This window comes from Vibrio sp. M250220, assembly GCF_036533795.1.
Lineage (GTDB): Bacteria > Pseudomonadota > Gammaproteobacteria > Enterobacterales > Vibrionaceae > Vibrio.
This window is the reverse complement of sequence record NZ_JATABI010000011.1, coordinates 47,874-72,423: the sequence shown is the minus strand read 5'-3', so window position 1 is coordinate 72,423 and position 24,550 is coordinate 47,874. Positions and strand designations below refer to the sequence as shown.

Sequence of the window (24,550 nt, the reverse complement as noted above, 5' to 3'; positions counted from 1 at the left end):
GTTCTTCTGTGCCATAAAGACTTAGAAATCGAGGAATAGAAATCCCACCTTGGAATTGAATCTGATTCTTTGGCATACCAAACCCTCCCATAACAATACATTAAGTATAGACGCTTTTAGTATGGCTGAAAGTCGGGGGTAATCAGGTTTTATTTTGAGTATTGAAAGATTTTCACCTTTGTCATAGAGGCTTCAACTAAGTGAAACACAACTGTCATATTTGAGTCCTAAAGTGGGCAGCGTTCAAGTTAAACACAACGGCAATAACGCCACTTAAGGATAATGTGATGAAAAAGACAGTAATCGGTGCAATCGCACTTCTAGGCGCAATGGCAGTGACTTCAGTTTCTGCTAAGGAAACGATCTCTGCTGTAGGTTCTAGCAGCGTAACTCCACTGATGGAAGTTTTCTCTGAAACATACATGAAAACAAACCCAAACATCTTTATTGAAGTACAAGGACCTGGTTCTTCTGCGGGTGTTAAAGCGGCCAAAAATGGCAGCGCGGATTTAGGCATGTCTTCGCGTAACCTAAAAGATTCTGAAAAAGAACCTGCTCTTAAAGAATTAATAATCGCGCTAGACGGCATCGCAGTTGTCGTTAACCCAAAGAATGGTTTAGAAATGTTAACTGGCGAACAAGTAACGGCTATTTATAAAGGCGAAATCACTAACTGGAAAGATGTTGGTGGTGCAGATAAGCCAATCGTCGCGATCACTCGTGATACAGCGTCTGGCACACGTGGTGCTTTCGAAGACATCATGCAACTTAAGAAGAAAGTTTCTGGTAAGAGTGTTTCTGCAATCTCTCAGCGTGCACAAGTGGCAAATGGTAACGGTGCACTAAAAACAATGGTTGCTTCAAACCCTTACGCGATTGGTTATATCTCTTTGGGTACAGTAGATAACACAGTCAATGCACTCTCAATCGATGGTGTACCGGCAAATGTGGACAATGTTAAGAACGGCTCTTATAAAGTTGCACGCCCATTCCTAGTTCTTTACAAAGAAGGTAAACCATCAGCAGAAACTCAAAAGTTCCTAGATTGGATGGTGACGCCTGAAGCACAAAATCTAGTAGGCAAAAAAGGCTACATCTCAGTTAACTAATCTCAGTTGGCCCCCTTAACTTTGCTCAGCCGACTTTTTCGGGCTGAGCGTTTTCAATCCATTTCGACTCTGCTTTGCAGCTCGAACTGCGAGATTTTCATATGACCATCGCAAATAGTGAAAAGCTTATGAATACTGAATTGACTCAATTGAATAAGCCAGGTCTGCGCGCTAAAAAGCGTGTGGATTGGAAAGAACGAATTTTCCACGGACTATTTCTTACCAGTGCGGTTATCGGTATTGTCTCTCTAGCGGTTATCGCTTACTTCATCGTTAAAGAAAGTATCCCTGCGTTCCAAGAAGCGGGTGCTTCTGGCATCGTGCTTGGACAAGATTGGTTACCACCTGCACTGTATGGTGTGGCAACCATGATTGTCGCCTCTGTGGTTTCTACCTTAGGTGCGGTTGTGGTAGGGGTTCCTATCGGTGTTTTAACGGCAATCTATATTGCTGAAATCGCACCAAAGCGTGTGGCGGATATTATTCGCCCTGCGGTAGAGCTACTCGCGGGCATCCCTTCTGTGGTTTATGGTTTCTTTGGTTTGGTCATCATCGTTCCGCTGATTCAAGAAATCTTTGATGTGCCTGCGGGTAACACGATTTTGGCGGGTATTATCGTACTTGGTGTGATGATTCTTCCTACTGTTATCACCGTATCTGAAACGTCCATTCGTGCGGTTCCACGTACCTACAAAGAAGGCTCATTAGCACTTGGTGCCTCGAAAATATTTACTATTTTCAAACTGCTAGTTCCAGCTGCGCGTAGCGGTATTATGACAGGTGTGATATTAGGTATCGGCCGAGCGTTAGGTGAAACAATGGCGATCATTATGGTGATGGGTAACGCCCCTGCGATGCCAGAAGGTATCCTCGATTCAGCACGTACACTGACTGCTAATATTGCAATCGAAATGTCTTACGCAAGTGGTGTACACGCCAACGCTCTATACGCTACAGGTGTTGTTCTACTGGTATTTATTATGTCTCTTAATGCCGTTCTGCTTTACCTGAACCGCGAGAAGGCGAGGTAATAATCATGTCTGTTATTAAATCATCACCTAATCAGTCAAAGGTCTCGCAAATGGACACTGCAAAGCTGAAAAAGGCGCGTCAGACAAAAGATAATATCTTGAATGCTTTTGTTTGGGCTTCTGCCGCACTTACCGTTGGATTCCTGTTTTGGATTATTTGGTACATTCTGTCGAACGGGCTAAAGCACGTAGATTGGGCATTCATTAGCGATAGCTACACCGCAACGGGTGAGGAGAAAGGTATTTTTCCTATGATTGTGTCGACCATATATATGGTCATCGCATCGATCGCTGTAGCTGCACCACTTGGCATTATGACGGCAATCTACCTAACTGAGTATGCCAAAGTCGGAAGTCGTCTAGTTAAAGTAATTCGTTTCTGTACCGAGTCATTAGCAGGTATTCCATCGATCATCTTTGGTCTATTTGGTATGACATTCTTTGTGGCGATCCTTGGCTTGGGTTTCTCGATTCTATCGGGTGCTTTGACTCTAAGTATTCTTATTCTTCCGGTGATTATCCGTACTACGGAAGAAGCACTCATGGCAGTGCCTCAAACTTATCGTGAAGGCTCTTATGCATTGGGATCTTCAAAAATTTACACTATTTGGCGTCTTATCTTACCAAGTGCGACACCAGGTATCTTAACTTCGGTCATTCTGAGTATTGGTCGTGTAATTGGTGAATCTGCGCCTGTTTTCTTAACAGCAGGTATGGTTGCGCGAATCCCTGATTCTTTACTGGATTCGGGACGCACGCTGACGGTTCACCTTTATAAGCTAACTACCGAGCTGTTCACTATTGATGAGTGGAATCAGGCATACGGTACAGCGACAGTGCTGATTGTTGTGGTCTTACTGATCAATACGGCAACGAAATTTATTGCGAGCTACTTTAATAAAGCGACGTATTAACCCTTTCAGCACAAGTTAAACACGAATTACAGAATTTAAGAGATTAAGAAAATGAACAAATTTTATATTGAAAACCTAGATCTTTTTTATGGTGAAAACCAAGCCCTAAAATCGATTAACTTACCTGTACCAGAACGTCAGGTAACGGCGCTGATTGGTCCTTCTGGCTGTGGTAAGTCAACATTATTACGCTGCCTTAACCGTATGAACGATCTGATTGAAGGGGTTAAGATTACCGGTCGTCTAGAGATGGATGGCGACGATATCTACGGTAATATCGATGTTGCAGACCTACGTATAAAAGTAGGAATGGTGTTCCAAAAGCCAAATCCATTCCCAATGAGCATCTACGAAAATGTCGCTTATGGCTTACGTGCTCAGGGGATTAAAGACAAAAAGCATATTGATGAAGTGGTCGAACGTTCATTGCGCGGCGCGGCGTTGTGGGATGAAGTGAAAGATCGTCTTAAGTCCCATGCGTTTGGCTTGTCTGGTGGCCAGCAGCAACGTCTTTGTATCGCACGTACCATTGCGATGGAACCTGATGTTATTCTGATGGATGAACCTACTTCAGCCTTAGACCCAATCGCGACGCACAAAATAGAAGAGTTGATGGAAGAGCTGAAAAAGAACTACACCATTGTCATCGTGACTCACTCAATGCAACAAGCGCGTCGAATCTCAGATCGCACGGCCTTCTTCCTCATGGGTGAACTTGTAGAACACAATGATACGCAGATTATTTTCAGTGAGCCAAAAGACGACCGCACAAGAGGTTATGTCAATGGTGACTTCGGCTAACCAGTTACTGGCACAAAAATTATAACTATAAGCGATGGAACTTTGCCCCTCATTTGAGGGGCTTTTTTATGTCTTTAAGAAAGAAATGGCTGTTTCACATGTGTCTCACCTGTCTCACTACACTGTCTCATCTGAGACTGGTATATCTAAGTTTCTATCATAAGATGTTGATTTTTAGTTGTTTATTTTTTGGCATGAGCGTTGCTCTACCTAATGTGAATCCGAATTGGCTTCAGGTTAGGGATAATGCAAAAAGTAATTCTGATAATAACAAGTTTATTTAGCCTTCAACTCTCAGCACAAGAGTTAGTCACTTTAGGTCCGTCTACGTTTCAAGGGGCGGAAGGGGCTATTGCCGTCAATATCGCTGCTGGTGAGCACAATGTTCAAAGCAGTAACTTTGTCTACTCAGTTCAGGGTGACTATGAGTTAACTATCATCTCTTCAACACAAAGTTCAAAGATCGCTTCTTCTGCTTCGGCGTCTATTGAATCAGCTGCATTCGATAGTGCTGGTGGCTATATCAGTGCCAACCTAGCGGCTGGTAACAGTAATCAACAGCACAACATCATCATTTTCGCCCCTAGCTCTGAAGTGAGCTGGGAAGTGGCTGATCTCAGCTCTCAGTCAGCAGCGATCTCTGATAGAGGATATTCAGAGAAAGGTGATGACCTTTCAGTCGACATCGCTCCACTTGCTCTAAACGGAGCTAGCGGAGTTATTCAAATGAGCCAAATCGCCGGTAGTGGCAATACCGTGCGCAATACATTCCAAATGCCAACAACCATAAATTAATCTCAATGAAATGAGGAAAAAACACCATGGAAAAACAATGGAATAAGGTACCGTTAGCGGTAATCATCGGAACGATCCTATCTGCGCCTGCCTATGCAGATGGGCTTGAAGTAGAGGCCAATAATTTACAGGTTTCTGCGGACAACTGGGTGGATGTAACATTTAATGCTCCAGGTGTTTCCGATACGGGAATCACAAATAACGCCTCATTAAGCAGTGGTGCATTTGATGATGCAAGAGGGGTTGTGCATTCAAACGTTGCTGCGGGATTTTATAACCAAGGTAGCAACCAAGCCTCTATGGGTACACGTGCTGAAGGTAATTTAGATGAGGCTGCTTCAGTTAGAGCTGGCTCTGCGCAAGCCAGCAGTGGTGAAAACCTGTCGATGAAAAAAGACTTTGGTGGCGATAATGACAACAGTGCAACTTTAGACGGTGCATTTAAGGGTGCCAAAGGCGTTATCGGCACAAACGTTGCTGCGGGTGTATCAAACTTGCAGACCAATAATGTTGCTATGGGTAATGCCGAAGATGCTAGCGAACTAACATTGACAGCAGCCTCTGAACAATACCTTGGACTTGCCCGCACTGATGGTGGTGAGGTTGAAGGAAACACGGTGAACTCACTGGGTGCGGACAATGTCGCAAAAGTTCAGGGTGGCGCGTTTAAAGGTGCTAATGGCATTGGTGGGGCTAACGTTACTTCAGGAATGGCTAACCAACAAGCGAACTCTGTCGCTTTAGCCAACTTTGTTACTGTTGGTTCAGGTGATCCTTCTGAAGGAAATCCAGCTGCAAATATTGGTGAGACATTAGGTGTTGATGGACTACCTGCTAACACTAACAACAAGCAACCTTTAGATAACCAGACTGAAGTGACAAGCGTTACTCTGACATCGAAAGGTAAACAGACTCTGGATGGAAATAGTGTAACTGTTGATGGCGACCCGCATCAATTCCAAAACAACACTTCACTGATCGATAATGTGTTTAACGCTGTGAAAGGCATTTTCGGTCTTAACGTGGCTTCCGGCGATCTTAATGCACAAAGTAACAATGTATCGCTAGGTGTGACGGCGCTACCTGATCCAGATACTGGTAGTACAGTCAACGTCAATGCCCTTGCCGAGCAAAGTGTACAAAACAACTCTGTAAGCTATACCAATAACGATGGTAACAACAATAACCCATCAACCAATGATGCCACTATTTCAAAGAGTTTTGTTGGTGCGAATGGTATCGTTGGTGCTAACGCTGCCGCGGGACAAAATAATGCTCAAACCAACAACGTTGCGGTAGCGGTGACTGAGCCTAATGGTAACGGACCTGTTGATGCTGTCAGTGTGGTTGCATCGTCAACTCAATCTGTCACATCTAATACATTAACTCAGACGCAAGACGATAGCTTTGGTCAGGTGACCAACAATGCCACTATTAATAAAGGTTCTTTCTCTGGTTCACAAGGCATCGTAGGCGCTAACGCTGCAGCTGGTCAGTTCAATGCCCAGTCTAACCAGGTGAGTGTTGCCTCAGTTGCAAGATGGATAGACTCACAGTCTGGAACTAGTGGAATTGTTAAGGCTAATTCTGAGCAAACAGTTTCAGGCAACGCCATGGCGACAGAGGGAGCGGGGAACTACGAAGCAACTTCAAACGCGACATTAACTGGTAATGCACTAGATAATATTACCGGTATTACTGGCGCGAATATCGCAGCAGGTCAAGGCAATGCTCAAACCAACAATGTTGCAATGAGCAGTGCATACGGTGATGTCGACTCTTCTGAAGCAGTGGCGGAGAGTACACAAAACGTCACTCAGTCAAACATTTCACCGGACAGTGAATCGGACTTAACGTCAAGCGCAACTATTAGTTCTAACTTCTCGAGTGACGTTTCAGGCATCATGGGTGTCAATGTGGCGTCAGGTCAGTCGAATGTGCAATCTAATAACGTCGCCTTGGCTTCGTATAACGACCAGAATGAATCTACAGCAGATGCACTTCAAGTTGAAGCAACCAGTGAGCAAGCCGTGACTTCAAATGATGTCTTTGCAAGTGGTAATGGCTATATCGATAACAATGCATCGATTGATGGTTCGTTTAAGGGTGGAGTCAGTGGTGTGGTTGGCGTGAACGTCACGTCGGGCCAAGCTAATGCAGCAAGTAACAACGTTGCACTTGGTTTATATGCAAGCAATCAGCAAGATGACTCTCAGGGCGATTTAATCAAAGCCAAAGCTAGCTCAGATCAATCGGTTGTTGGGAATACTAATAACATCGATCAAGGTAGCGAAGCTCCTATCAGCAATACAGCGTCAATTAAGAGCTCATTCACTAATGGAGCATCTGGCGTGGTTGGCGTGAATAACGCAGCAGGTCAAGGCAATGCTCAAGCGAATAACGTCGCTATTGCTTTAGATGAGTCATCGGATGACGGTGCGGGAGCTGGCTCAGTTATTGCCGCATCAAATCAGGATGTCATCAGTAATAATACCATTTCGGATATCCAAGAAGGCATTGCCGTTTCGAACCAAGCAACGCTAGCTGGCTCATTCACAGGTGTGTCGGGTGTTGTTGGAGTTAACCTGTCTTCAGGCCAAACTAACGCGCAAGCTAACAATGTGGCAATTAGTAATGGCTCTGGCGGTGGTGAAACTAACCCATTCTCTAAACAGGACGGTATTGACACGACATCAAGCTTTAGTGGTGTGCTAGCGGCAAGCATTCAAGAGATTGATGGTAGTGATGTGACGTTAGGAGCGAGTGATACGGTTTCGGAAAATGTTGCAACACTTACAGGTTCGTTTGCTAAAGCAAGTGGTGTAATTGGTGCTAACGTTACTGCTGGGCAGGCTAACGCGCAATCGAACAATGTGGCGATGGCGGCTGACGGTCAATCCGGTGCGCAAGATGGCACATTAGCAGCGGCGGCAGTTAGTCTGCAAGAGTTCGATGAAGTGGATGTATCGCTAGGAAGTGGTTTCGAAAATAGCGCGACACTAACCGAATCGTTCAATAATGGTACTAAAGGCATTGTTGGCGCGAACGTGTCTTCTGGTCAGGCAAACGCTCAAACCAACAACGTAGCACTTTCTTCAAACGATGGTCAGCCGTCAGTAGCGGTTGCGGGTAGTGCTCAGGTTATTGGCGCGCAGCTAAATGGTGCAGGTACTGGTAATACGGGTACCAACAATCCAATGACTGTGACTAATGAGCTGTTTGCAAGTGAAGCGACTCTGTCGAACTCATTTAAAGACGCGAAAGGCATCCTAGGTGTCAATATAGCTTCAGGCCAGTTAAATGCTCAGGCAAACAATGTTGCGGCTTCAGTAACGGGTACAAACGCAGGGGCTCCTACCGGCGCAATTAATGTTCAAGCGGCGGTTATTAATGAAGTAAATTACAACGCCACAGGTGCTTATACAGCAGTACTTGGTAGCAATGCATTCAACGGTGCGACGGGTGTGATTGGTACCAACATGGCGGTCGGTGTTGCGAATGGTCAAAGCAATAATGTTGCAATGCAAATAGCTGATGGCAATACCTCTGGTCCGGCTGTAGCAGCTAACATTCAAGGTTCGTTTGCCAATGGAGCTGCAACCAGAACAACAACTGGCGCAGTCAATGTGGACGGCATGGCTGAATTCGCTGGTCTTACTGTTGAGAGTGTACAGCTAAGTAAGTTTGCAGTGTCTGATAACGGTACTGGTACTAACAGTGACCTGGTCAGCGTAGGCAATACAGCGACAATCACAAACAGCTATAACGGTGCTAAAGGTGTTATCGGCGTTAACGTAGCATCAGGCTTAGGCAACTTGCAAAGCAACAATGTTACGCTTGTCGCTTCACGCGGCAACTAACGACATGGTGTAAATATCGAAATGCCCTCTTCGGAGGGCATCCTTTTAAGCTTAAGGATAAGTATGAAATTTTGTCTTTTGACTGTTGGATTATGTCTGTCGACCCTGACTCAAGCGGCCACGGTTTACCTTGATGGTTTGGTACCTGGGGTAGGTTCGATGCACAAGGAAGTTGTCAGCATCAAAGAGAGAAAGTTTCTAAATATCGTACGACAACAAACCGACTTTTCTTGTGGTGCCGCCTCACTAGCTACCTTGCTTCGTTATGGATACAACATCGATACCGATGAACAAAAGGTAATGAACGGAATGTTTCAGGTATCGGATGCGACAGCGGCGAGAAAGCTTGGTTTTTCAATGTTGGACATCAAAAACTATGTCGAACAAGGATTGGGCATGAGGGTTCAAGGTTACAATATTCCGGCGGATAAGCTTAGTGCCTTGCCTATTCCAACCATCGTCTTGCTAGACATTAAAGGATACCGTCATTTTGTCGTGCTAAAGAGAGTGGATAAGAGTGGCAATGTCTATATTGCAGACCCTGCACTCGGCAACCTGACTATGTCTGTTGAACAGTTTACTCAGGGTTGGCAAGGAGTCGTTCTGGCCGTGGTTGGTCAGGGGTATGATCAAAGCTCACCTTTAGCCATGCCTTCTCCACCGCTCACGGTACGTTCCCTGGAGGATCAGTTTGCTCCGGTAACGGCCTTTAACTTAATGGATTTTGGCTTCAATGCATCGGAGTTGTTCTAAAAGGGAAACACAATGAAGATCAAATGTTTGGCAGCTTGTCTGTTTACCTGCTTTCAGGCTAATGCGGCGGTTGACTGGCAATCAATGCAAGCAACCTTGGTAGATGAGCAGCAACTATCGACGATGCGTGGTAAGTATCGAGTCGCGCGTTCTGGAGAGGATCTCTATTTTGGGGTACGAATGATCACCCATTGGAGCGATTCGAATTCATCAGGTACAGCTGGCATGGATGTTGTCGTAAATGGCAACAATGTTAGTGTTACTCCATTAGATGGCAGTGATTTACAAAACAGCATTAATGACAATGGTATCCATGGAAATGGCTCGGGAATGGTGCAACTCGTTCAGATAGCGGGTAATGGCAATGCTGCAAGCAATGACTCTGAGTTAAAGCTGGTGGATAGCAGTAGGTTGACGTCGAAGTCGCTAACGGAGTCGTCGCAAGTAGAGTATTACCAAGTCTCTGGTGGTGAGAACCGTGTCGGATATAAAGTGACCATCGGAGAAAGCATAGCAATCCAAGAAATTCGTAGCCTGAAATCGGCACATGGAGCCTATCAAGGTATAAAACTCAAAGGTGACGATTTGGTGGTTCAGAACCAAATGTTAATGGAGGTGAAGATTCCCGACTCGTGGAAGCAAAGTCGAGACTTGATGGTATCTCATTCACTATTAAAGGGATTATAAGCAAACCGCATGCGCTTCTTATTGATATCTCACTTTTGAAACAGTAAATAATTATAAATTAACTTAACATCAAGCGAGTTCATATCCGGGAGGTGAATATGAAAAGGAGCTCGCTTACGATAAGTTGCCTGATCGCAACTAGCAGCCCTGTCATGCATCTGCATGCCAATGATCAAGTGGACGCGTTATCCTTGCAACTGGCTGAGCAAAAAGCGGCAAATGAAGCTTTAAGGGCTCAACTGCAACAGCAGCAACAGGTCATGCAACAGGTTATCCAAGCCGTCAACAATCATCAACAAGTGCTAATCAATCATCAGGGAAATATTGATAGCCTAGTTAAAAAGAATCAGCGCGTTTCCGCGGAGATGAAATCTCAACTTAATGGTGATAAGGAAGAAAACGTCCTATCGCGTCCCGAGAAAGTTGCCATCGATTCGACAGTTGGAGCTTCGCAGTCAGTTCGCCCTGAGACTCAAACTGCTAACTCTCAAGCTTCGAAAGCTACACCGATCAATGCAACTAAGCCTCAAGATTCAAGCCAGAAAAGCCGCAGTGCAGAAGATGTCTACCAAGAAGCCGGTAACGTCTTTACACGTAAGTTCACACTGGAAACTGCTTTTCGTTACAGCTACTTTGACCGCAAGGATCTTGCATTAAGCGGCTTCCTAGCTCTTGATTCAATTTTCCTTGGTGATATCAACTTAGATAGAGTGCGTTCTAACACCTTCAACTTAGACTTTTCTGGACGTTACACTATCGATGATCGCTGGCAGGCTGAACTCAGTATTCCGACGGTTTACCGCTGGTCAGATTATGAAACTGTGGGTCAGAATAACTCTAGCGACGGTTTAGAATCAGGCAAGGTATCGAGTTCGGGCATTGGGGATATCAGTGCAGGTATATACTACCGTGTTCTAAAAGAGACCACAGACTCGCCTGATTTAGTATGGAACTTTCGGGTGACCGCACCAACCGGTAAAGATCCATATGGTATCGCGACCTCATCATCCCAGTCTGGCAACCTTAACGTTCCCGATGACCTGCCAACGGGTAATGGTGTGTGGGGGTTAGGTACCGGGATCTCGATTGTTAAAACCTACGACCCTGCCATCGTATTCTTAAACCTTAATTATACTCACCAGTTAGAAGAACAGTTTGACGACATCAGCAGTGCAGCAGGTAATCAGTCTGGCAGCGTTAAGCTTGGTGATAGCTGGGATTATGGTCTGGGCGTGGCTTTTGCTATAAGCGAACGCATGAGCCTCGCAATTAACTTTAGTCAATCTATGAGCAATACCTCTAAACAAAGACTTGATGGAGGGGATTGGGTAGAAGTTATCGGCAGCGATGGCAATAGTGCCACTTTGGGTATTGGTTCAACCATGGCTTTGACCAAGAACTTGAGTATGGTGACACAAGTAAGTTCTGGTTTAAGTGATGATGCTGCTGATTACGCAATCAGCATTCGCTTCCCTTACCGATTCTAAAGGTGATGAAGGTATTATTATGCGAGAAGAACAAGCCGTATCGATATTAGTTATTTCGCGTGATCATCAACTATGGTCAGGAATTTTGTCTGCTCAGGGGTGGAGTTATCGAATTGTAGCATCGGTTGATACTGCGAAAGAGATATTAAAGAATGTACACAGACTTGTGGTTGTATTCGACTTTTCATGTGGTCGATACCAATGTAAACAATTAGAAGTACTCCATGGAATCGGCTTGGGAGTTCGCACTATTGCTTACTTGGACAAATATCAAAGAGAGCTGATGACCTGTGAAGATCTCAACTATATTTCATACTATTGTGTTGATTATTACACCAGTCCTTTGCCTAAAGAAATGGTAGTGAAAACTCTAGGTCATCAACTAGGAATGCTCGATTTGAAGAGCAACTCACTGACAAAATCGAAAGTAAATGTTGTTGAAGTTAAGACGACAGCGTTGATTGGTGACTCTCCTGTTGTACATCGTCTGAAACGACAAATAGGCAAAGTTGCGCCAACGGACGTTAACACTCTAATTTGTGGTGAAAGTGGTACAGGTAAAGAATTAGTTGCTAGAGCTATTCATGATGCATCCTCACGAGCGAATGAGGCATTTGTAGCGGTGAACTGTGGTGCTTTGAATGAACAGTTAGTTCATTCTGAGTTATTTGGTCATGAAAAGGGGGCTTTCACAGGAGCCAGCACAAGCCGGACGGGTAAAATTGCGCTAGCACATAATGGCACACTATTTTTGGATGAAATTGGTGACTTGCCCCTAACTCAGCAAGCCAATTTGCTGCGGTTTCTTCAAGAAGGAACGATCGACGTACTAGGAGGTCATGAGCCGGTCAGGGTAAATGTGCGGGTGGTTGCGGCAACTCACGTTGATTTGGAACAAGCGATTAGGGAAGGCCGTTTTCGACAAGATCTCTACTTTAGATTGAATGTGCTTCGGGTTAATGTACCAGCGTTAAGAGAGCGAGATCAGGACATATTAGTCTTGGCTGAATTTTTTATGAAAAAGTTTAGTGCTGAATATAATTGTAACGTCTCTCATTTTGATGAGGGAGCAAGGCAAAGATTGCTTGGGTACCATTGGCCGGGAAATGTAAGGGAACTAATCAATATTGTTAAGCGTGCCGTGCTGATGAACGATATTGGAGTGATTTCAGCACAAGATCTTGATATATCCGACAATGTAGAGCTTTCTACATCTACCAACGGTCATAAAGGTGAAAGCTTACGTGATGCCTTACTCCTTTATGAAGGTAATGTCCTAGAAGCCTCGAAATATTTAGGAATATCAAGAGCGACCGCTTACCGGATTATAGAAAAGTACGACCTAAGATCAGCATTGGTTAGGGCGAGAGGTCTCAATTAGTGATTGCTGACGGCATGTATTTCGTGTGATCGTTTGTCGGAATACATGCTTAGGTCTGCATGGGTTAACAACTCAGCGACATTAAGTGAATCTTCTGGATATCGAGCGATACCGATGCTAGTGGTTAATTCGAATTGCGTGCCATCTTTGATTTTAATGGGTTTGAATACGTTTTGATGGATTGTATCGATTGTCTTATTTATTACAGCCAGATCAGTTTGATTTGATATGACGGCAAATTCATCACCACCAATTCGGTAGCATTCTAGCCCGAGACGACTTAAGCGCCTAGTGATTGCTTGAAGTACCTGATCCCCAGCATAGTGTCCATGATAATCGTTGATTTGCTTAAATTTATTTAGGTCAAGTAGCAAAATACTGAATGGTGTATCAGAATCTGTTCTCCGTTTTAATTCACTAAACATCGCCAAACGATTAGCAATACCTGTTAGCGAATCTGTGAGAGAGAGTTGCTTATGGTACTCCGACTCTTTATGGAAGATGTACATTGCTAGACAGACGCACAACACAAGCAACATCAAGGAGGCAAACTGTATATCGTTAAGATTCTGTGCTTGCTTCATCTGATCGCGATAGAGCGGACTCTTGATGCGAAAATTGGTGTTTACATACTGAATCATAGACATGTAAAGAATGTTGAACTCGTCACTGACCTTCTCTACGTAATCAGGATGATTAAGAAGTTCGAGACGGGATTCGAGTGCTTTGAATTGGCTAAAGAGTGTCGAAAAGAAAACTCTTGCTCCCGGTAACGCAATGTAGGTATCCGCTTCTCTACTGGTCAGAAGGAGATCAAAACGACTCCAAGTGAGCTCGTACTTAAGCAGGGCTCGTTGATGATAATCCTCATCCGTTGCCGCAAAAGGAAGAATGGAATTGAGCTCCGAAAACTCCTTACTCAGTTGGAATAAAAACCATGTAGCTTGATTTTGCTGTTCGCTGTAGGACTGAGCGTGTTGTCGAGTCGCACTAAGAAAGTAGAGATTCGCGATGATGACCACAAGACTGAGCAAGAGCAGTAAATACTTGGCCCTTTTGAGAATAGCGGATGATTGGTTGTAATTATTGCGCTGCCACATCTTGGTTTCTATGTATGAGTATCTCGTCTATTTGCCACACCATTTGAGCGTGGAAAACAGCATTATCAATTTCTGGGTATTGGTCTAAATTAAAGACCAGCCAATAAGGACCTTTATTTCTAACTTTAATGGGTTGATTGTCTATCTGATACGCCACAATAGGCTGATACTTTTTGATATCTTTGATTTGTGAGCTAGCCGCGTAGTCATTGAGTGCAAGGAAAGAGACAGAAAAAGCGTCGTTAATTCCAAGGTGTGTTAGGAGATCAGAAACCTTGAATCCAGTAATGTCTTTCTTATCTTCGAACCAAGGTAGGCTGGTGGTAAAGCTCGTTGGTGGAAAGAGAGATGTGACTTGTTCATGGGTAAGAACAATAGGTTGTTGATCTGCTGCACGAATGACCAACTGAGAGCCCAATGTTTGGAAACTCAAAATCGAGGACAACAATGCAGCCCAATACCACCTCATAAGCTCTCCTTGGATTATTTAGATAAATATCATTAATTATATTATGAGAACTGATGGATTAGAAAGCTTTTAGGCGAACAGTGAGAGATGACGAGGGTGCTGTTGGATATGATGAACAAAGCCCCTAAAAGGGGCTTTGTTCATCACGACAGAAACGGTGCGGATTAGAAAATCAGGTGAGCAACCGCTGCAATAACAGGTAATGTGATAAGAGTGCGCAAAATGAAGATTGCGAACAGCTCAAAGATATTCACAGGGATACGGCTACCTAACAGCAGAGCACCCACTTCAGACATGTAAATTAACTGAGTAACAGACATCGCTGCGATAACAAATCGAGTCATCTCGTTGTCTATTGATGCTGCTAGGATTGCAGGGATAAACATGTCAGCAAAGCCTACAACCATGGTTTCGGATGCCGCGGCTGCTTCAGGAATACCGAGTAGCTCAAGGAATGGGATAAAAGGTTGGCCTAAGAAGCTAAATACCGAAGTGTATTCAGCGATAATTAGCGCGATAGTGCCCAAGCCCATAACAACAGGCAGTACGCCAAATACCATATCGATAGCATTGTGGACGCCTTCTTGGAATACACTTTTAACCGACTTAACTTGGCTCGCTTTGTTAAGTGCCAGTTCCATACCCCAAGAAAAACTTGTGTGACCTTCAGGGATTGCATCTGCATCTTCACTTGGCTTAGAGCCATCGATGAAGGCATCTTTTTTGTAGCTAAGTGGTGGAAGGCGAGGGATGATCACCGCTGCGATGATACCAGCCAAACAGATAGCGCCATAGAAAGGCAAGAACAGATGTTCCAACTCCACTTGAGCAATAACAACAAGGCTAAAGGTAATGGAAACCGCAGAAAAAGTTGTACCTACAACTGCCGCTTCGCGTTGGGTGTAGAATTTGTTTTCATACTGCTTGCTGGTCAGAAGAATACCTACTGAACCATCGCCTAGCCATGAAGCCATACAGTCGATAGCACTGCGACCCGGTAGGTTGAACACAGGACGCATAACTTTGCTAAGAAGAGTACCGAATAGCTCTAACAGGCCAAAATTAAGGAGTAGAGGAAGGAGTAAGCCTGCGAAAATGAACACTGAAAATAGAGTAGGAAGCAAACCTTCAAGTACTAAGCCGCCAGTGTTCTCTTCCCAAATTGCTTTAGGACCAATTTGGAAAAACGTCATTACAACAGCTGCACCGCCAATCAAGCGTACCGCCAGCCACAATGGACTTGGGTTAAACAAGCTGTTTAAGAAATTACTCTTGGCAATAAAAGCGGGAGTCTTAATTCGACATAAAGCTGAGGCTGCAGCCATAAATGCGATGATCGTTGTGACCATAGCAACTAGGTAATCGCCAAATACGGCTTGGATGGATTTAGCTAATACAGCCACAGGGATGGTAATATCACCCTGATAGCTAATCGGTGCCATAAAAACAAAAAGGCCAAGTAGGGATGGAATAAAAAACATCCCAAAATTGCCTTTACTATTCACTTGCTTCATCGTTTGTGCGCTGTCTTGCATAAGTTTCTCGAGTTACAACTAGTGTAATATCTAAACCAACCTTGTTGGCATAGTTATTCACTAAACATCCATATATTATCAAATCTGAGCAAGGTTAATGGCTTTTCATAGTTCTTGCAATACTATTCAATAAAAATCGCTAAATATTCAACGAAAAATGTCATTTATTTTACCGTTGATGGTTAAATGTGTCGTGGGTGTTAAATTATTTGCTCTAATGTTTCAAGTGTCAATTAGGGTTGAGCGCGAGTTGGATGGCTTGAAATGAAGACCCAGTAAGCTATCGCAAGGCATAGAGCAAGTATGATTGGAGCAGCAAGAGCACCGATTGCATAATATGCGAACAGCTTGGCACCGATGATGCCACCGGATAAAAATCCACAGAAGATAAACATGAAGAGTTTCGCTTTGCGATAATCGAATGATTCACCCCGAAGCTTCGCGCCAATCATGATGCCAAGGTCAGTGATGATGCCGGTCATGTGCGTCGTGCGTACCACTGCTCCGCTAAACGTTGTGATCATCGCGTTTTGTAAACCACAAGCAGCGGAAGCTAAGTATTGCCCTGCGGTGATGTTTTCTTGCAACAGAATGTAAGCGCCAAAAAGCAGCAAGCTTTCAAAGCAGAGTGCCACGCCATAGCGTCGCCCGAGTTTGAGTGCCGTACTCTTAATAAAAATACCACTTAGCACCGCGCCAATCAGAAAGCTCAGTAAGATAAGTAAAAGGTGGCCTGTTTGCTGATCAAAGGCTTCGATTAAGGTGCCAAGCAGGGTGACGGTACCAGAAATATGCGATACAGCCTGATGTTGAAAACCTAGCAATCCTATTGCGTTTACAATGCCTGCGAGTAAGGCGAGTAGAAACGCTCCATATTCTACCCAGCGTGGAAGTTTGGAAATCAAAAGTTGCTCCTTAGATCTAAGGCGCAATTATAGAGCGAGTTCGTGTTTGTCGATAGGAAAATCGAAGTCAAAAGTTGATCAAAGATAACTAAAGATAGCGTTCCATCTGGCATTCAAAACACTGACAAACTGAACTACGCTCAGGTTCTCCACGACAAACCAAATTAACTTGACCACAGCTACAGTCAGCCATTCTAATTTTATGCTGTTGTTCCATTTTATCTCCTTGCGGTAGCCTGCTAACATGCTGTTTGATTATTCTATGATTCCAATAAAATTGATAACCCGATGAAAAAACGCTTATTACCGATTCCCCTCATCCTTTTGATTCCTATTGTATTGCTAATTATAGTCGCGGTTGCAGGAATCTATCGTTTCAGCCTTACAGATGAAGAAATTCTAGCCAAATTTCCCAATCAAGGGCCGAAAAATAATGCCATTATGGCGCAAGTTTTTGGCATTAAGACAACCAATCCATGGACAGTCAAAGTGCCTGACAGCAATGCGTTTACCTTCATAGAAGATCTAGAACATCAACCAATCGCGGCAGGTAGTTATGAGGATGGCCCAGTCCGAGGTCGCGTTGCGATAAACACAGAACAAATCGTTAAGTTAAATGACACCACCTATGCTGTGATTCTTGCGGTTAGCAATCAGGGGTCAGGGGTGTTCTATTATCTTGCAATTTCAAAGTATGACGAGTTTAGACAACGCATGATCATCAACGGCGGAGCATTGTTAGGTGATCGAATTAAAGTGGCTGAAATCTCCGTTGTTGATAGATTGATTACTATTAAGCTATTGGAACGTGAAGCGAATCAGTCTATGGCTGAGGAACCGTCACAAATAACCACTATACTTTTCAAGTTAACTGAGCAAGATAGCTTAGAACTGCGCTAAACCAATCAATTTGTTAAGCGTGCTATCAAAGACATTGAACTGCCTAACCCGTTATGAGATGGATTTTAATTGTGTTAATGGAGTGATATATGATCAATAAGCGTTTCTTTAAAACCAAGGATGAAGTTGAAGTAACTTTTGAGTTTACGGCGGATGAGGTTGGGCATAGTGTGGCGATTGTCGCGGATTTTCTTGATTGGCAGCCGCTCGCCATGAAAAAAGTGGCCAAATCTAAGTCATATAAATTCAAAACTCGTCTACCTAAAGACCAAGAATTCGAGTTTCGGTATTTGATCGATGAAGAAAGGTGGGTGAACGATCCTGCTGCTGATCTTTATCGTCCAAATGGTTTCGGTGAAGATAACGGGCTAATTTCTACTTATCAGTAAGTTCTGACAGGAAAAAATAAGTTTTGTACAAAAAAACAACAAGGCGCATAGCGCGCCTTTTGTTGTAAACTTGACAATCGACAGGTGACAAGCCTGAGACAAATTTGTACTCTTAGGGCTTTGTTTATTTCGATTTATAGGTCAAATTGTGCAAACTAGAAGTTTGAAGTCTCGCTTCCAAGAGCTATCGAGGCCGAAAAAGCTGATGGTATTGAGTTTGCCGATCCTCGCGGCAATTGCGGTAGCAAGTACTTCGCAACATGGTCGATACCAACGCACCATTGATCTCTCCCTACCTGAGTCAACTTTGGTTGATCGCTTGCTGATCGATACGGATATTGCACGTGATGTGCCGGATTACGAGTATGTTATTCAAGCTGGTGATAACTTGAGTAGCATATTTAATCAGTTAGGCTTTGGTTACAGCGAACTGATGAAAATCATGGAAACCGACCTCAACTATCTTGCTCTGGATACGCTCAAACCAGGAAACACCTTACGTTTCTGGCGAGACGAGGAGAGTAAGCATCTGGCAAAAATGGAGCTAGAGTTCAGCTTGGTTGAGCGTGCAGTTTATACACGAGTTGATGATGGTGAATACGAGTTCACGGATGTAAAAATTCCAGGTGAGTGGAAGTCTTTTGCATTAGTAGGTGAAATCAACGGCAGTTTTTCTCAGTCAGTCAATGCCCTTGGCTTGGGTAAGAGTGAGATTGAACAGGTCGTGAATCTACTTAAAGACAAAGTAAACTTCGCGCGTGATTTACGTGCAGGAGATAAGTTTGAAGTTGTCCAATCACGCCAATTCGTCGATGAGCAACTGACGGGAAATCGCGAAATCCAGGCTATCAGAATCTACAACCGCGGGCGTGTGCTTTCGGCTTATCTGCATAGTGATGGTCAGTATTATGATTTCAATGGTGATAGCCTACAGAGAGCTTTCCAACGCGAACCAATTACTGGGCGTTACCGATTAAGTTCTCAATTTAACCCTAATCGTAAGCACCCAGTGACAGGGCGAGTCTCTCCTCACAATGGTACCGACTGGGCCGTACCTATTGGTACACCGATTGTGTCGACGGGAGATGGTGTGGTGGTGATGACGCGTAAACACCCTTATGCGGGTAATTATGTTGTTATTCAGCACGGCAGTCGTTACAAAACTCGTTACCTACACTTGAGTAAAATTCTCGTACGTAAAGGTCAGAAGGTGTCTCGTGGGCAACGAATTGGCTTATCAGGGGCGACAGGTCGAGTGACGGGTCCACATATTCACTACGAATTGATTGATCGTGGCCGACCAGTAAATGCGATGAAAGCAAACATCCCCATGGCGAATTCAGTGCCGAAAAATCAGATGGCGAGTTTTAAAGCCAGACGAGATGAGTGGGATGCGATGCTTAAACAAAGAGAAATCGAGTTGGCAAGTGAGCCTCCATTGAAGACTACCACATAACAAGAAGCTCCTTTTCCGTAGACTCAAACGTGCAACTCGGTTTGACTCTTGGCTACACATCGACCCATGGGTATTTATGATTGGCGGCGGTTACAAGTTCTAGTTGTACCCGAATATAAAAAGGCTTCCCACGGGAAGCCTTTTAACATTTACGAACGATTACTTGTTGGCTTTTCCAAGCTGTAGCCAAGTATCGATAACCGTATCTGGGTTGAGGGATACTGAGCTGATGCCTTGCTCCATTAACCATTCGGCTAAGTCTTCGTGATCTGATGGTCCTTGCCCACAAATGCCGACGTATTTACCCGCTTTCGTGGCCGCGTCAATCGCCATTTTAAGCATCGCTTTTACCGCCGGGTTACGTTCATCAAATAGGTGAGCAACATCGCCTGAATCACGGTCAAGGCCAAGTGTAAGCTGAGTCATGTCGTTGGAACCGATAGAGAAACCATCGAAGTACTTCAAGAATTCGTCTGCCAAAATCGCGTTGGATGGCAGTTCGCACATCATGATCACTTTCAGACCCTGATCGCCACGGCGTAAGTCAAATTTAGCCAGCAAGTCGATTACCGAAGCCGCTTCGCTTGGCGTGCGCACGAATGGGATCATGATTTCTACGTTCTTCAGCCCCATTTCGTTACGAACACGCTTAATCGCTTGTGTCTCTAACTCGAAGCAGTCTTCAAAGACTGGAGAGATATAGCGTGAAGCGCCACGGAAACCTAACATAGGGTTCTCCTCATGAGGTTCGTAACTTTGTCCACCAACTAGGTTGCTGTATTCGTTCGACTTGAAGTCAGACATACGAACGATAACACGTTGAGGCCAGAAAGCCGCTGCGATTGTCGCGATACCTTCAGTCAGTTTGCTTACATAGAAGTCGATAGGATCTTTGTAGCCACGAATTCGTTGGGTGATCTCGGTTTTCAATTCGTCGCTCTGCGCATCAAAGTTGAGCAGTGCTTTCGGGTGAATTCCGATCATCTTGTTGATGATGAATTCCAGACGAGCCAGACCGACACCTTCGTTAGGAATCTGCGCAAAATCGAATGCACGATCTGGGTTACCAACGTTCATCATCACTTTGGTCGGCAGCATCGGCAATTCATCCACAGAAGAGCGCTTGATTTCGAACGCTAGCTCACCTTGGTAGACATAACCTGTTTCACCTTCTGCACAAGATACGGTGACGGTAGAACCATCAGTGAGAGCACTCGTTGCGTTACCACACCCAACAATAGCCGGAATACCGAGTTCACGCGCGATGATAGCAGCGTGACAGGTACGGCCACCGCGGTTAGTGACAATAGCTGAGGCTTTCTTCATCACCGGTTCCCAGTCTGGGTCGGTCATGTCAGTAACCAGCACGTCACCTTCTTGTACTAACGACATTTGGTCGAGTGAATCGACAAGTCGAACGGAGCCTGCGCCAATCCGTTGACCGATTGCACGACCTTCGATAAGCACTTGTGCTTTGTTGTTGAGTTCGTAGCGCTCAATCACATTTTGCTCACTTTGCGAACATACGGTTTCTGGGCGTGCTTGAACAATGTATAGCTTGCCGTCGATGCCATCTTTAGCCCACTCGATATCCATTGGACGTTGGTAGTGCTTTTCAATGATCATCGCTTGCTTGGCCAGTTCTTTGATCTCTTCATCACTCAGAGAAAACTGGTTTTGCTCCTGTTCGCTGGTATCGATGATCTCAACTTGTTTTCCAATTTCTTGGTTAGTCGAGTAGATCATTTTGATCAGCTTTGAGCCAAACGTCTTTTTCACAATGGCTTGTTGACCCGCTTCCAGCATCGGCTTGTGAACGTAAAACTCATCTGGGTTAACTGCGCCCTGTACGACCATTTCGCCCAGACCCCATGAAGAGGCGGATATCATCTTACTTGGCGTATCGCGCAGTGGTAAAACGCCAACCAGCCTTTATATGGCGATGCAGTTTGGCCTGCGAGTCGTTAACTATCCATTTATTGATGATGATTTGAAACGCTTAAGATTACTGCCTGAATTTGCAATTCATCGTCATAAGTTGTTTGGTTTGACCATCAATCCTGAACGATTGACAGAGATTCGAGAAAACCGTCTAGCAGGAAGTGACTATGCGAGTAACGAACAGTGTTTACATGAACTGCAAACCGTTGAGGCGCTATTTCGTCGCGAAGCGATTCCTTATATCAATACCTCTTCTTTATCGGTAGAAGAGATCTCGACCCGTGTTCTAGAGCGTTCAGGACTACGTCGTCGCCTTCTGTAATTGTCAAAAATGATGGCCGAGGACTATGGACCATGCCGATGACCGTGCTTTTGATATTCTCATCGTTTTGTCATTGGTGCTCGGTTATGGTGCAGTCTGGTTGCCTTGTAAACTGATTAAATAGTTATCAAGCACCTGTTTGAGTTTGGTTTGTGCGGGAAATTGCTTCGAAATCAGCATATAGAACTTGTGTGGGGGCATGTTGGGTATCGCTTTAGCTACTAAGTCATCAGTAATGTATTCGATCCCCCACACCGATTTTAAACCATCAATGATTTCCAGCCAGTTTAAATAAACTTCACATTCACCTTGTCTTAGTTTGGTGAGGACGTCCTTAACCGAGTTTCCTTCACGGACAATATTATTAAGTTCAAAGTCAGCGTAATTGTAGCCATGGTTACCACATACTTTGTAAGCGGATAGGTCTTGCACACTGGTTATCTCTAGACCCTGCGGAAATCGAGTGGAAGAGTAGATATAGTATGGGGTTATGCTGTAGTACCACTCTGTGTAGAGAAAGTCCTTGGTTCGGGTATCGCTGAATGAGGCACTAAGCGCTAAGTCAAATTCTCCACTTTTGGTGCCCCTCAAGCATCGAGACCAGGAGGTCATTGTGATGTCATAGCTAACGCCATTTTGAACTAACGCCTTATCGAGAATGACAACATCGGAACCGTAAGCGGCATCATTTACAACGTAAGTATAAGGGGACCAGTCAATTGCATCACCACAGACTCTTACATGGGTCAATTCAGTGTTGTGAGCGTAACTAGCTAAGCTCACAAACGTGATGACACAGGCGATAATGATGTCAGTAAACCGAAGCATTATACAATTTCCTCAAGCGCAATAACCTGAGTATAGCTAAGGTTTTCTAACCTATCGAACCAGATTAGGATGCAGGAAAAATCAATGGAAAGTCTAGTGTTGGGTGTGACGTGATAAGAGCGTCGTAGCCATAGACTTGCTTAATCAAATCGACATCTAGTGCATGCCAAGGTGCTTCATCACATGCAATTTTTCCCTGATGCAAAACAACCAGACGATCTGAATATTGTGCAGCTAAGTTTAAATCATGCAAAACCACTACTACGGCACAATGTTCATCTGCCAGTCTGCGGGCAATTTTTAACGTGTTGTGCTGGTGGGCCAAATCCAATGCCGAGGTCGGCTCATCAAGCATCAGGATTTTTTCGCGCTCTGAATGTGCGAGTTGAACCAATACTCGAGCTAAGTGGACACGTTGCTTTTCGCCACCCGATAAAGAAGGGTAGAGACGTTCGCTTAGATGACCAACATCGGTCATCTCCATATATTTTTGCGCCAACAGTTTTACTTGCTTATTTGGTAGATTCAGCGGGATCCCACCAAGCTCAACAACCTCGTGAACCAAAAATGGAAAACTGAGTGTACTGTGTTGAGGTAGCATACCTAAGTGCTGTGCCAAATCACCTGGCTGCCACTGCTCTTTACTCCGTCCAAAATAGCTTATATTGCATCGTGATGGGATCTCTCCACACAGCAATTTGAGTAAACTGCTTTTACCCGCCCCATTGGGTCCCAAAAGCGTGGTAACTTCTCCGGCTCGGATATCGATACTGATATTATCGAGCACTTTACGTTGACCATACGACATAGAAACTTGTTGGGCAGACAACACGATGTCATTGATCATAGGATTGCCCCTTTTTGCTTGAAGAGAAGATAGATAAAGAAAGGAGCGCCGATAAGGGCAGTCACAATGCCGACAGGCAGTTCAGCGGGGGCAACGGCCACTCGAGAAAACATATCGGCTAGAGTGAGTAGCAGTGCGCCCATTAATGCAGAAAGCGGCAATAAGGTTCGATGATCAGGCCCTGAGATCATCCTACCCAAGTGAGGAATCACCAAACCAATAAAGCCGATCATACCAGATACACTGACAGTCACACCAACACCGATCGCGCTAAGCAGGATCAGCTGGCGCTTTAGTTTTTGTACAGGAATCCCAAGGTGTGCGGCCTCTGCCTCACCAAGCAGTAGAGCATTGAGTGCCATCGCTTTATAAGTGAACACCGCCATCAGTAAAGTCAGCGTGGTCGCACACAGCAGAATGCTAGACCAGTTTGCCCCCGCCATAGACCCCATCGACCATAAGGAGAGATCACGTAGCATCTGATCGTCAGCGACAAAGCTCATGTAACCAATTCCAGCTCCTGAAAGCGCACTGATAGCCACTCCTGCTAGTAGCATGATGGTGACAGAGGTTCCCATCTTGGTTGTGCCTAACCTGTAGACCAACACCGTTGTTAGTGCTCCACCCAGAAAAGCGAACAGTGGGACGGCCGCTAAGTTCATAAATTGAGGGTTATTGTGACTGATGCTTGAGAACAGGACTATCGCAGTCGCGGCGCCGAGGGAGGCCCCTGCCGAAACACCAATGATTCCGGGTTCGGCAAGTGGATTGCGAAATAGCCCCTGCATGACGCTGCCACACAGTGCCAGAATCGCTCCCACTAACATACACAGAAGTGTGCGTGGAAAACGGATTTCATGAATGACGAGATTGATGTGAGGAGCGAGATCTCGCGATTGGAACATCAGGCTTTGAACACTTTGCCAAAAGCCAATATGCATTGGCCCCACGGTCACTGAACTGATGGCAGTCACAAACAGTGTAAGTCCACCCAGTGCCCAAATTGTCGTATTACCCAGTCGACGAAGAAACATGGTTGT

20 protein-coding genes and 3 pseudogenes are annotated in these 24,550 nt (G+C 44.7%); 14 read left to right on the top strand and 9 right to left on the bottom strand.

Annotated elements, in window-relative coordinates; all coding sequences use genetic code 11:
* Positions 1 to 287: 287 nt before the first annotated feature.
* From QTN94_RS06455 to QTN94_RS06410, 10 genes are all read left to right on the top strand, one after another.
* Entirely contained in the window at positions 288 to 1,109 is an 822-nt protein-coding gene (locus QTN94_RS06455; RefSeq protein WP_331427225.1) for a phosphate ABC transporter substrate-binding protein, read from the top strand.
* 101 nt (positions 1,110 to 1,210) lie between these two features.
* Positions 1,211 to 2,140 (top strand): phosphate ABC transporter permease subunit PstC, encoded by a 930-nt coding sequence (pstC, locus tag QTN94_RS06450; RefSeq protein WP_331427224.1) that lies wholly within the window; start codon positions 1,211 to 1,213, stop codon positions 2,138 to 2,140.
* Positions 2,141 to 2,190: 50 nt separating this feature from the next.
* A complete protein-coding gene (gene pstA / locus QTN94_RS06445; protein ID WP_331427228.1) occupies positions 2,191 to 3,054 on the top strand; it encodes a phosphate ABC transporter permease PstA in 864 nt (287 codons plus the stop codon).
* A gap of 51 nt (positions 3,055 to 3,105) precedes the next feature.
* The gene (gene pstB / locus QTN94_RS06440) at positions 3,106 to 3,855 is read left to right on the top strand and encodes a phosphate ABC transporter ATP-binding protein PstB (RefSeq protein WP_331418155.1); all 750 of its coding nucleotides are present in this window, start codon (positions 3,106 to 3,108) and stop codon (positions 3,853 to 3,855) included.
* Between the two features lie 246 nt (positions 3,856 to 4,101).
* The gene (locus QTN94_RS06435; protein ID WP_331427223.1) at positions 4,102 to 4,650 is read left to right on the top strand and encodes a hypothetical protein; all 549 of its coding nucleotides are present in this window, start codon (positions 4,102 to 4,104) and stop codon (positions 4,648 to 4,650) included.
* Between the two features lie 26 nt (positions 4,651 to 4,676).
* A complete protein-coding gene (locus tag QTN94_RS06430; RefSeq protein ID WP_331427222.1) occupies positions 4,677 to 8,510 on the top strand; it encodes a beta strand repeat-containing protein in 3,834 nt (1,277 codons plus the stop codon).
* A gap of 63 nt (positions 8,511 to 8,573) precedes the next feature.
* Positions 8,574 to 9,263, top strand: a complete 690-nt coding sequence (locus QTN94_RS06425; RefSeq protein ID WP_331418158.1) for a C39 family peptidase — start codon at positions 8,574 to 8,576, stop codon at positions 9,261 to 9,263.
* Positions 9,264 to 9,275: 12 nt separating this feature from the next.
* The gene (locus QTN94_RS06420; RefSeq protein ID WP_331427221.1) at positions 9,276 to 9,950 is read left to right on the top strand and encodes a hypothetical protein; all 675 of its coding nucleotides are present in this window, start codon (positions 9,276 to 9,278) and stop codon (positions 9,948 to 9,950) included.
* 98 nt (positions 9,951 to 10,048) lie between these two features.
* Positions 10,049 to 11,437: a transporter gene (locus QTN94_RS06415; protein WP_331427220.1), complete on the top strand. Its 1,389-nt coding sequence runs from the start codon at positions 10,049 to 10,051 to the stop codon at positions 11,435 to 11,437.
* Entirely contained in the window at positions 11,388 to 12,818 is a 1,431-nt protein-coding gene (locus QTN94_RS06410; RefSeq protein WP_331427219.1) for a sigma-54 dependent transcriptional regulator, read from the top strand. The genes QTN94_RS06415 and QTN94_RS06410 overlap by 50 nt, the downstream gene beginning before the upstream one ends.
* Here the strand turns inward: QTN94_RS06410 and QTN94_RS06405 are convergent.
* From QTN94_RS06405 to QTN94_RS06385, 5 genes and pseudogenes are all read right to left on the bottom strand, one after another.
* Positions 12,815 to 13,918 carry a GGDEF domain-containing protein gene (locus QTN94_RS06405; RefSeq protein ID WP_331427218.1) on the bottom strand — a complete coding sequence of 368 codons (1,104 nt, stop codon included), beginning with the start codon at positions 13,916 to 13,918 and terminating at the stop codon, positions 12,815 to 12,817. The two genes, QTN94_RS06410 and QTN94_RS06405, sit on opposite strands and share 4 nt — an antisense overlap.
* Positions 13,902 to 14,387: a hypothetical protein gene (locus tag QTN94_RS06400; protein ID WP_331427217.1), complete on the bottom strand. Its 486-nt coding sequence runs from the start codon at positions 14,385 to 14,387 to the stop codon at positions 13,902 to 13,904. Before QTN94_RS06400 ends, QTN94_RS06405 begins: the two co-directional genes overlap by 17 nt.
* 164 nt (positions 14,388 to 14,551) lie before the next feature.
* Entirely contained in the window at positions 14,552 to 15,922 is a 1,371-nt protein-coding gene (locus tag QTN94_RS06395) for a YjiH family protein (RefSeq protein ID WP_331427216.1), read from the bottom strand.
* A 233-nt stretch (positions 15,923 to 16,155) separates the two neighbouring features.
* Positions 16,156 to 16,827, bottom strand: coding sequence for a YoaK family protein (locus QTN94_RS06390; RefSeq protein WP_331427215.1), 672 nt, complete (start codon positions 16,825 to 16,827; stop codon positions 16,156 to 16,158).
* Between the two features lie 106 nt (positions 16,828 to 16,933).
* Positions 16,934 to 17,044 (bottom strand): annotated as a pseudogene (locus QTN94_RS06385) (GFA family protein); the annotation flags it as partial.
* Positions 17,045 to 17,115: 71 nt separating this feature from the next.
* Here QTN94_RS06385 and QTN94_RS06380 point away from each other — a divergent pair.
* The 3 genes from QTN94_RS06380 (at position 17,116) to QTN94_RS06370 (ending at position 19,572) form a co-directional block, all read left to right on the top strand.
* Positions 17,116 to 17,727: a hypothetical protein gene (locus tag QTN94_RS06380; protein WP_331427214.1), complete on the top strand. Its 612-nt coding sequence runs from the start codon at positions 17,116 to 17,118 to the stop codon at positions 17,725 to 17,727.
* Positions 17,728 to 17,816: 89 nt separating this feature from the next.
* A complete protein-coding gene (locus tag QTN94_RS06375; RefSeq protein ID WP_331417401.1) occupies positions 17,817 to 18,116 on the top strand; it encodes an isoamylase early set domain-containing protein in 300 nt (99 codons plus the stop codon).
* Positions 18,117 to 18,321: 205 nt separating this feature from the next.
* A complete protein-coding gene (locus tag QTN94_RS06370; protein WP_331417450.1) occupies positions 18,322 to 19,572 on the top strand; it encodes a peptidoglycan DD-metalloendopeptidase family protein in 1,251 nt (416 codons plus the stop codon).
* 159 nt (positions 19,573 to 19,731) lie between these two features.
* On the opposite strand, the pseudogene ppsA reads toward QTN94_RS06370, so the two are convergent.
* Positions 19,732 to 21,453, bottom strand: a pseudogene (gene ppsA, locus QTN94_RS06365) (phosphoenolpyruvate synthase); the annotation flags it as partial.
* Here ppsA and QTN94_RS06360 point away from each other — a divergent pair.
* Positions 21,446 to 21,835: pseudogene (locus QTN94_RS06360) on the top strand (kinase/pyrophosphorylase); the annotation flags it as partial. The pseudogenes ppsA and QTN94_RS06360 sit on opposite strands and share 8 nt — an antisense overlap.
* 84 nt (positions 21,836 to 21,919) lie before the next feature.
* Here QTN94_RS06360 and QTN94_RS06355 read toward each other — a convergent pair.
* From QTN94_RS06355 to QTN94_RS06345, 3 genes are all read right to left on the bottom strand, one after another.
* Positions 21,920 to 22,663 carry a substrate-binding periplasmic protein gene (locus QTN94_RS06355; protein ID WP_331427213.1) on the bottom strand — a complete coding sequence of 248 codons (744 nt, stop codon included), beginning with the start codon at positions 22,661 to 22,663 and terminating at the stop codon, positions 21,920 to 21,922.
* 64 nt (positions 22,664 to 22,727) lie between these two features.
* Complete coding sequence (locus tag QTN94_RS06350) at positions 22,728 to 23,507, bottom strand: heme ABC transporter ATP-binding protein (RefSeq protein WP_138970600.1); 780 nt, start codon at positions 23,505 to 23,507, stop codon at positions 22,728 to 22,730.
* On the bottom strand, positions 23,507 to 24,544 hold the full coding sequence (locus QTN94_RS06345; protein WP_331427212.1) for a FecCD family ABC transporter permease: 1,038 nt from the start codon (positions 24,542 to 24,544) through the stop codon (positions 23,507 to 23,509). Before QTN94_RS06345 ends, QTN94_RS06350 begins: the two co-directional genes overlap by 1 nt.
* Between the last annotated feature and the right edge of the window lie 6 nt (positions 24,545 to 24,550).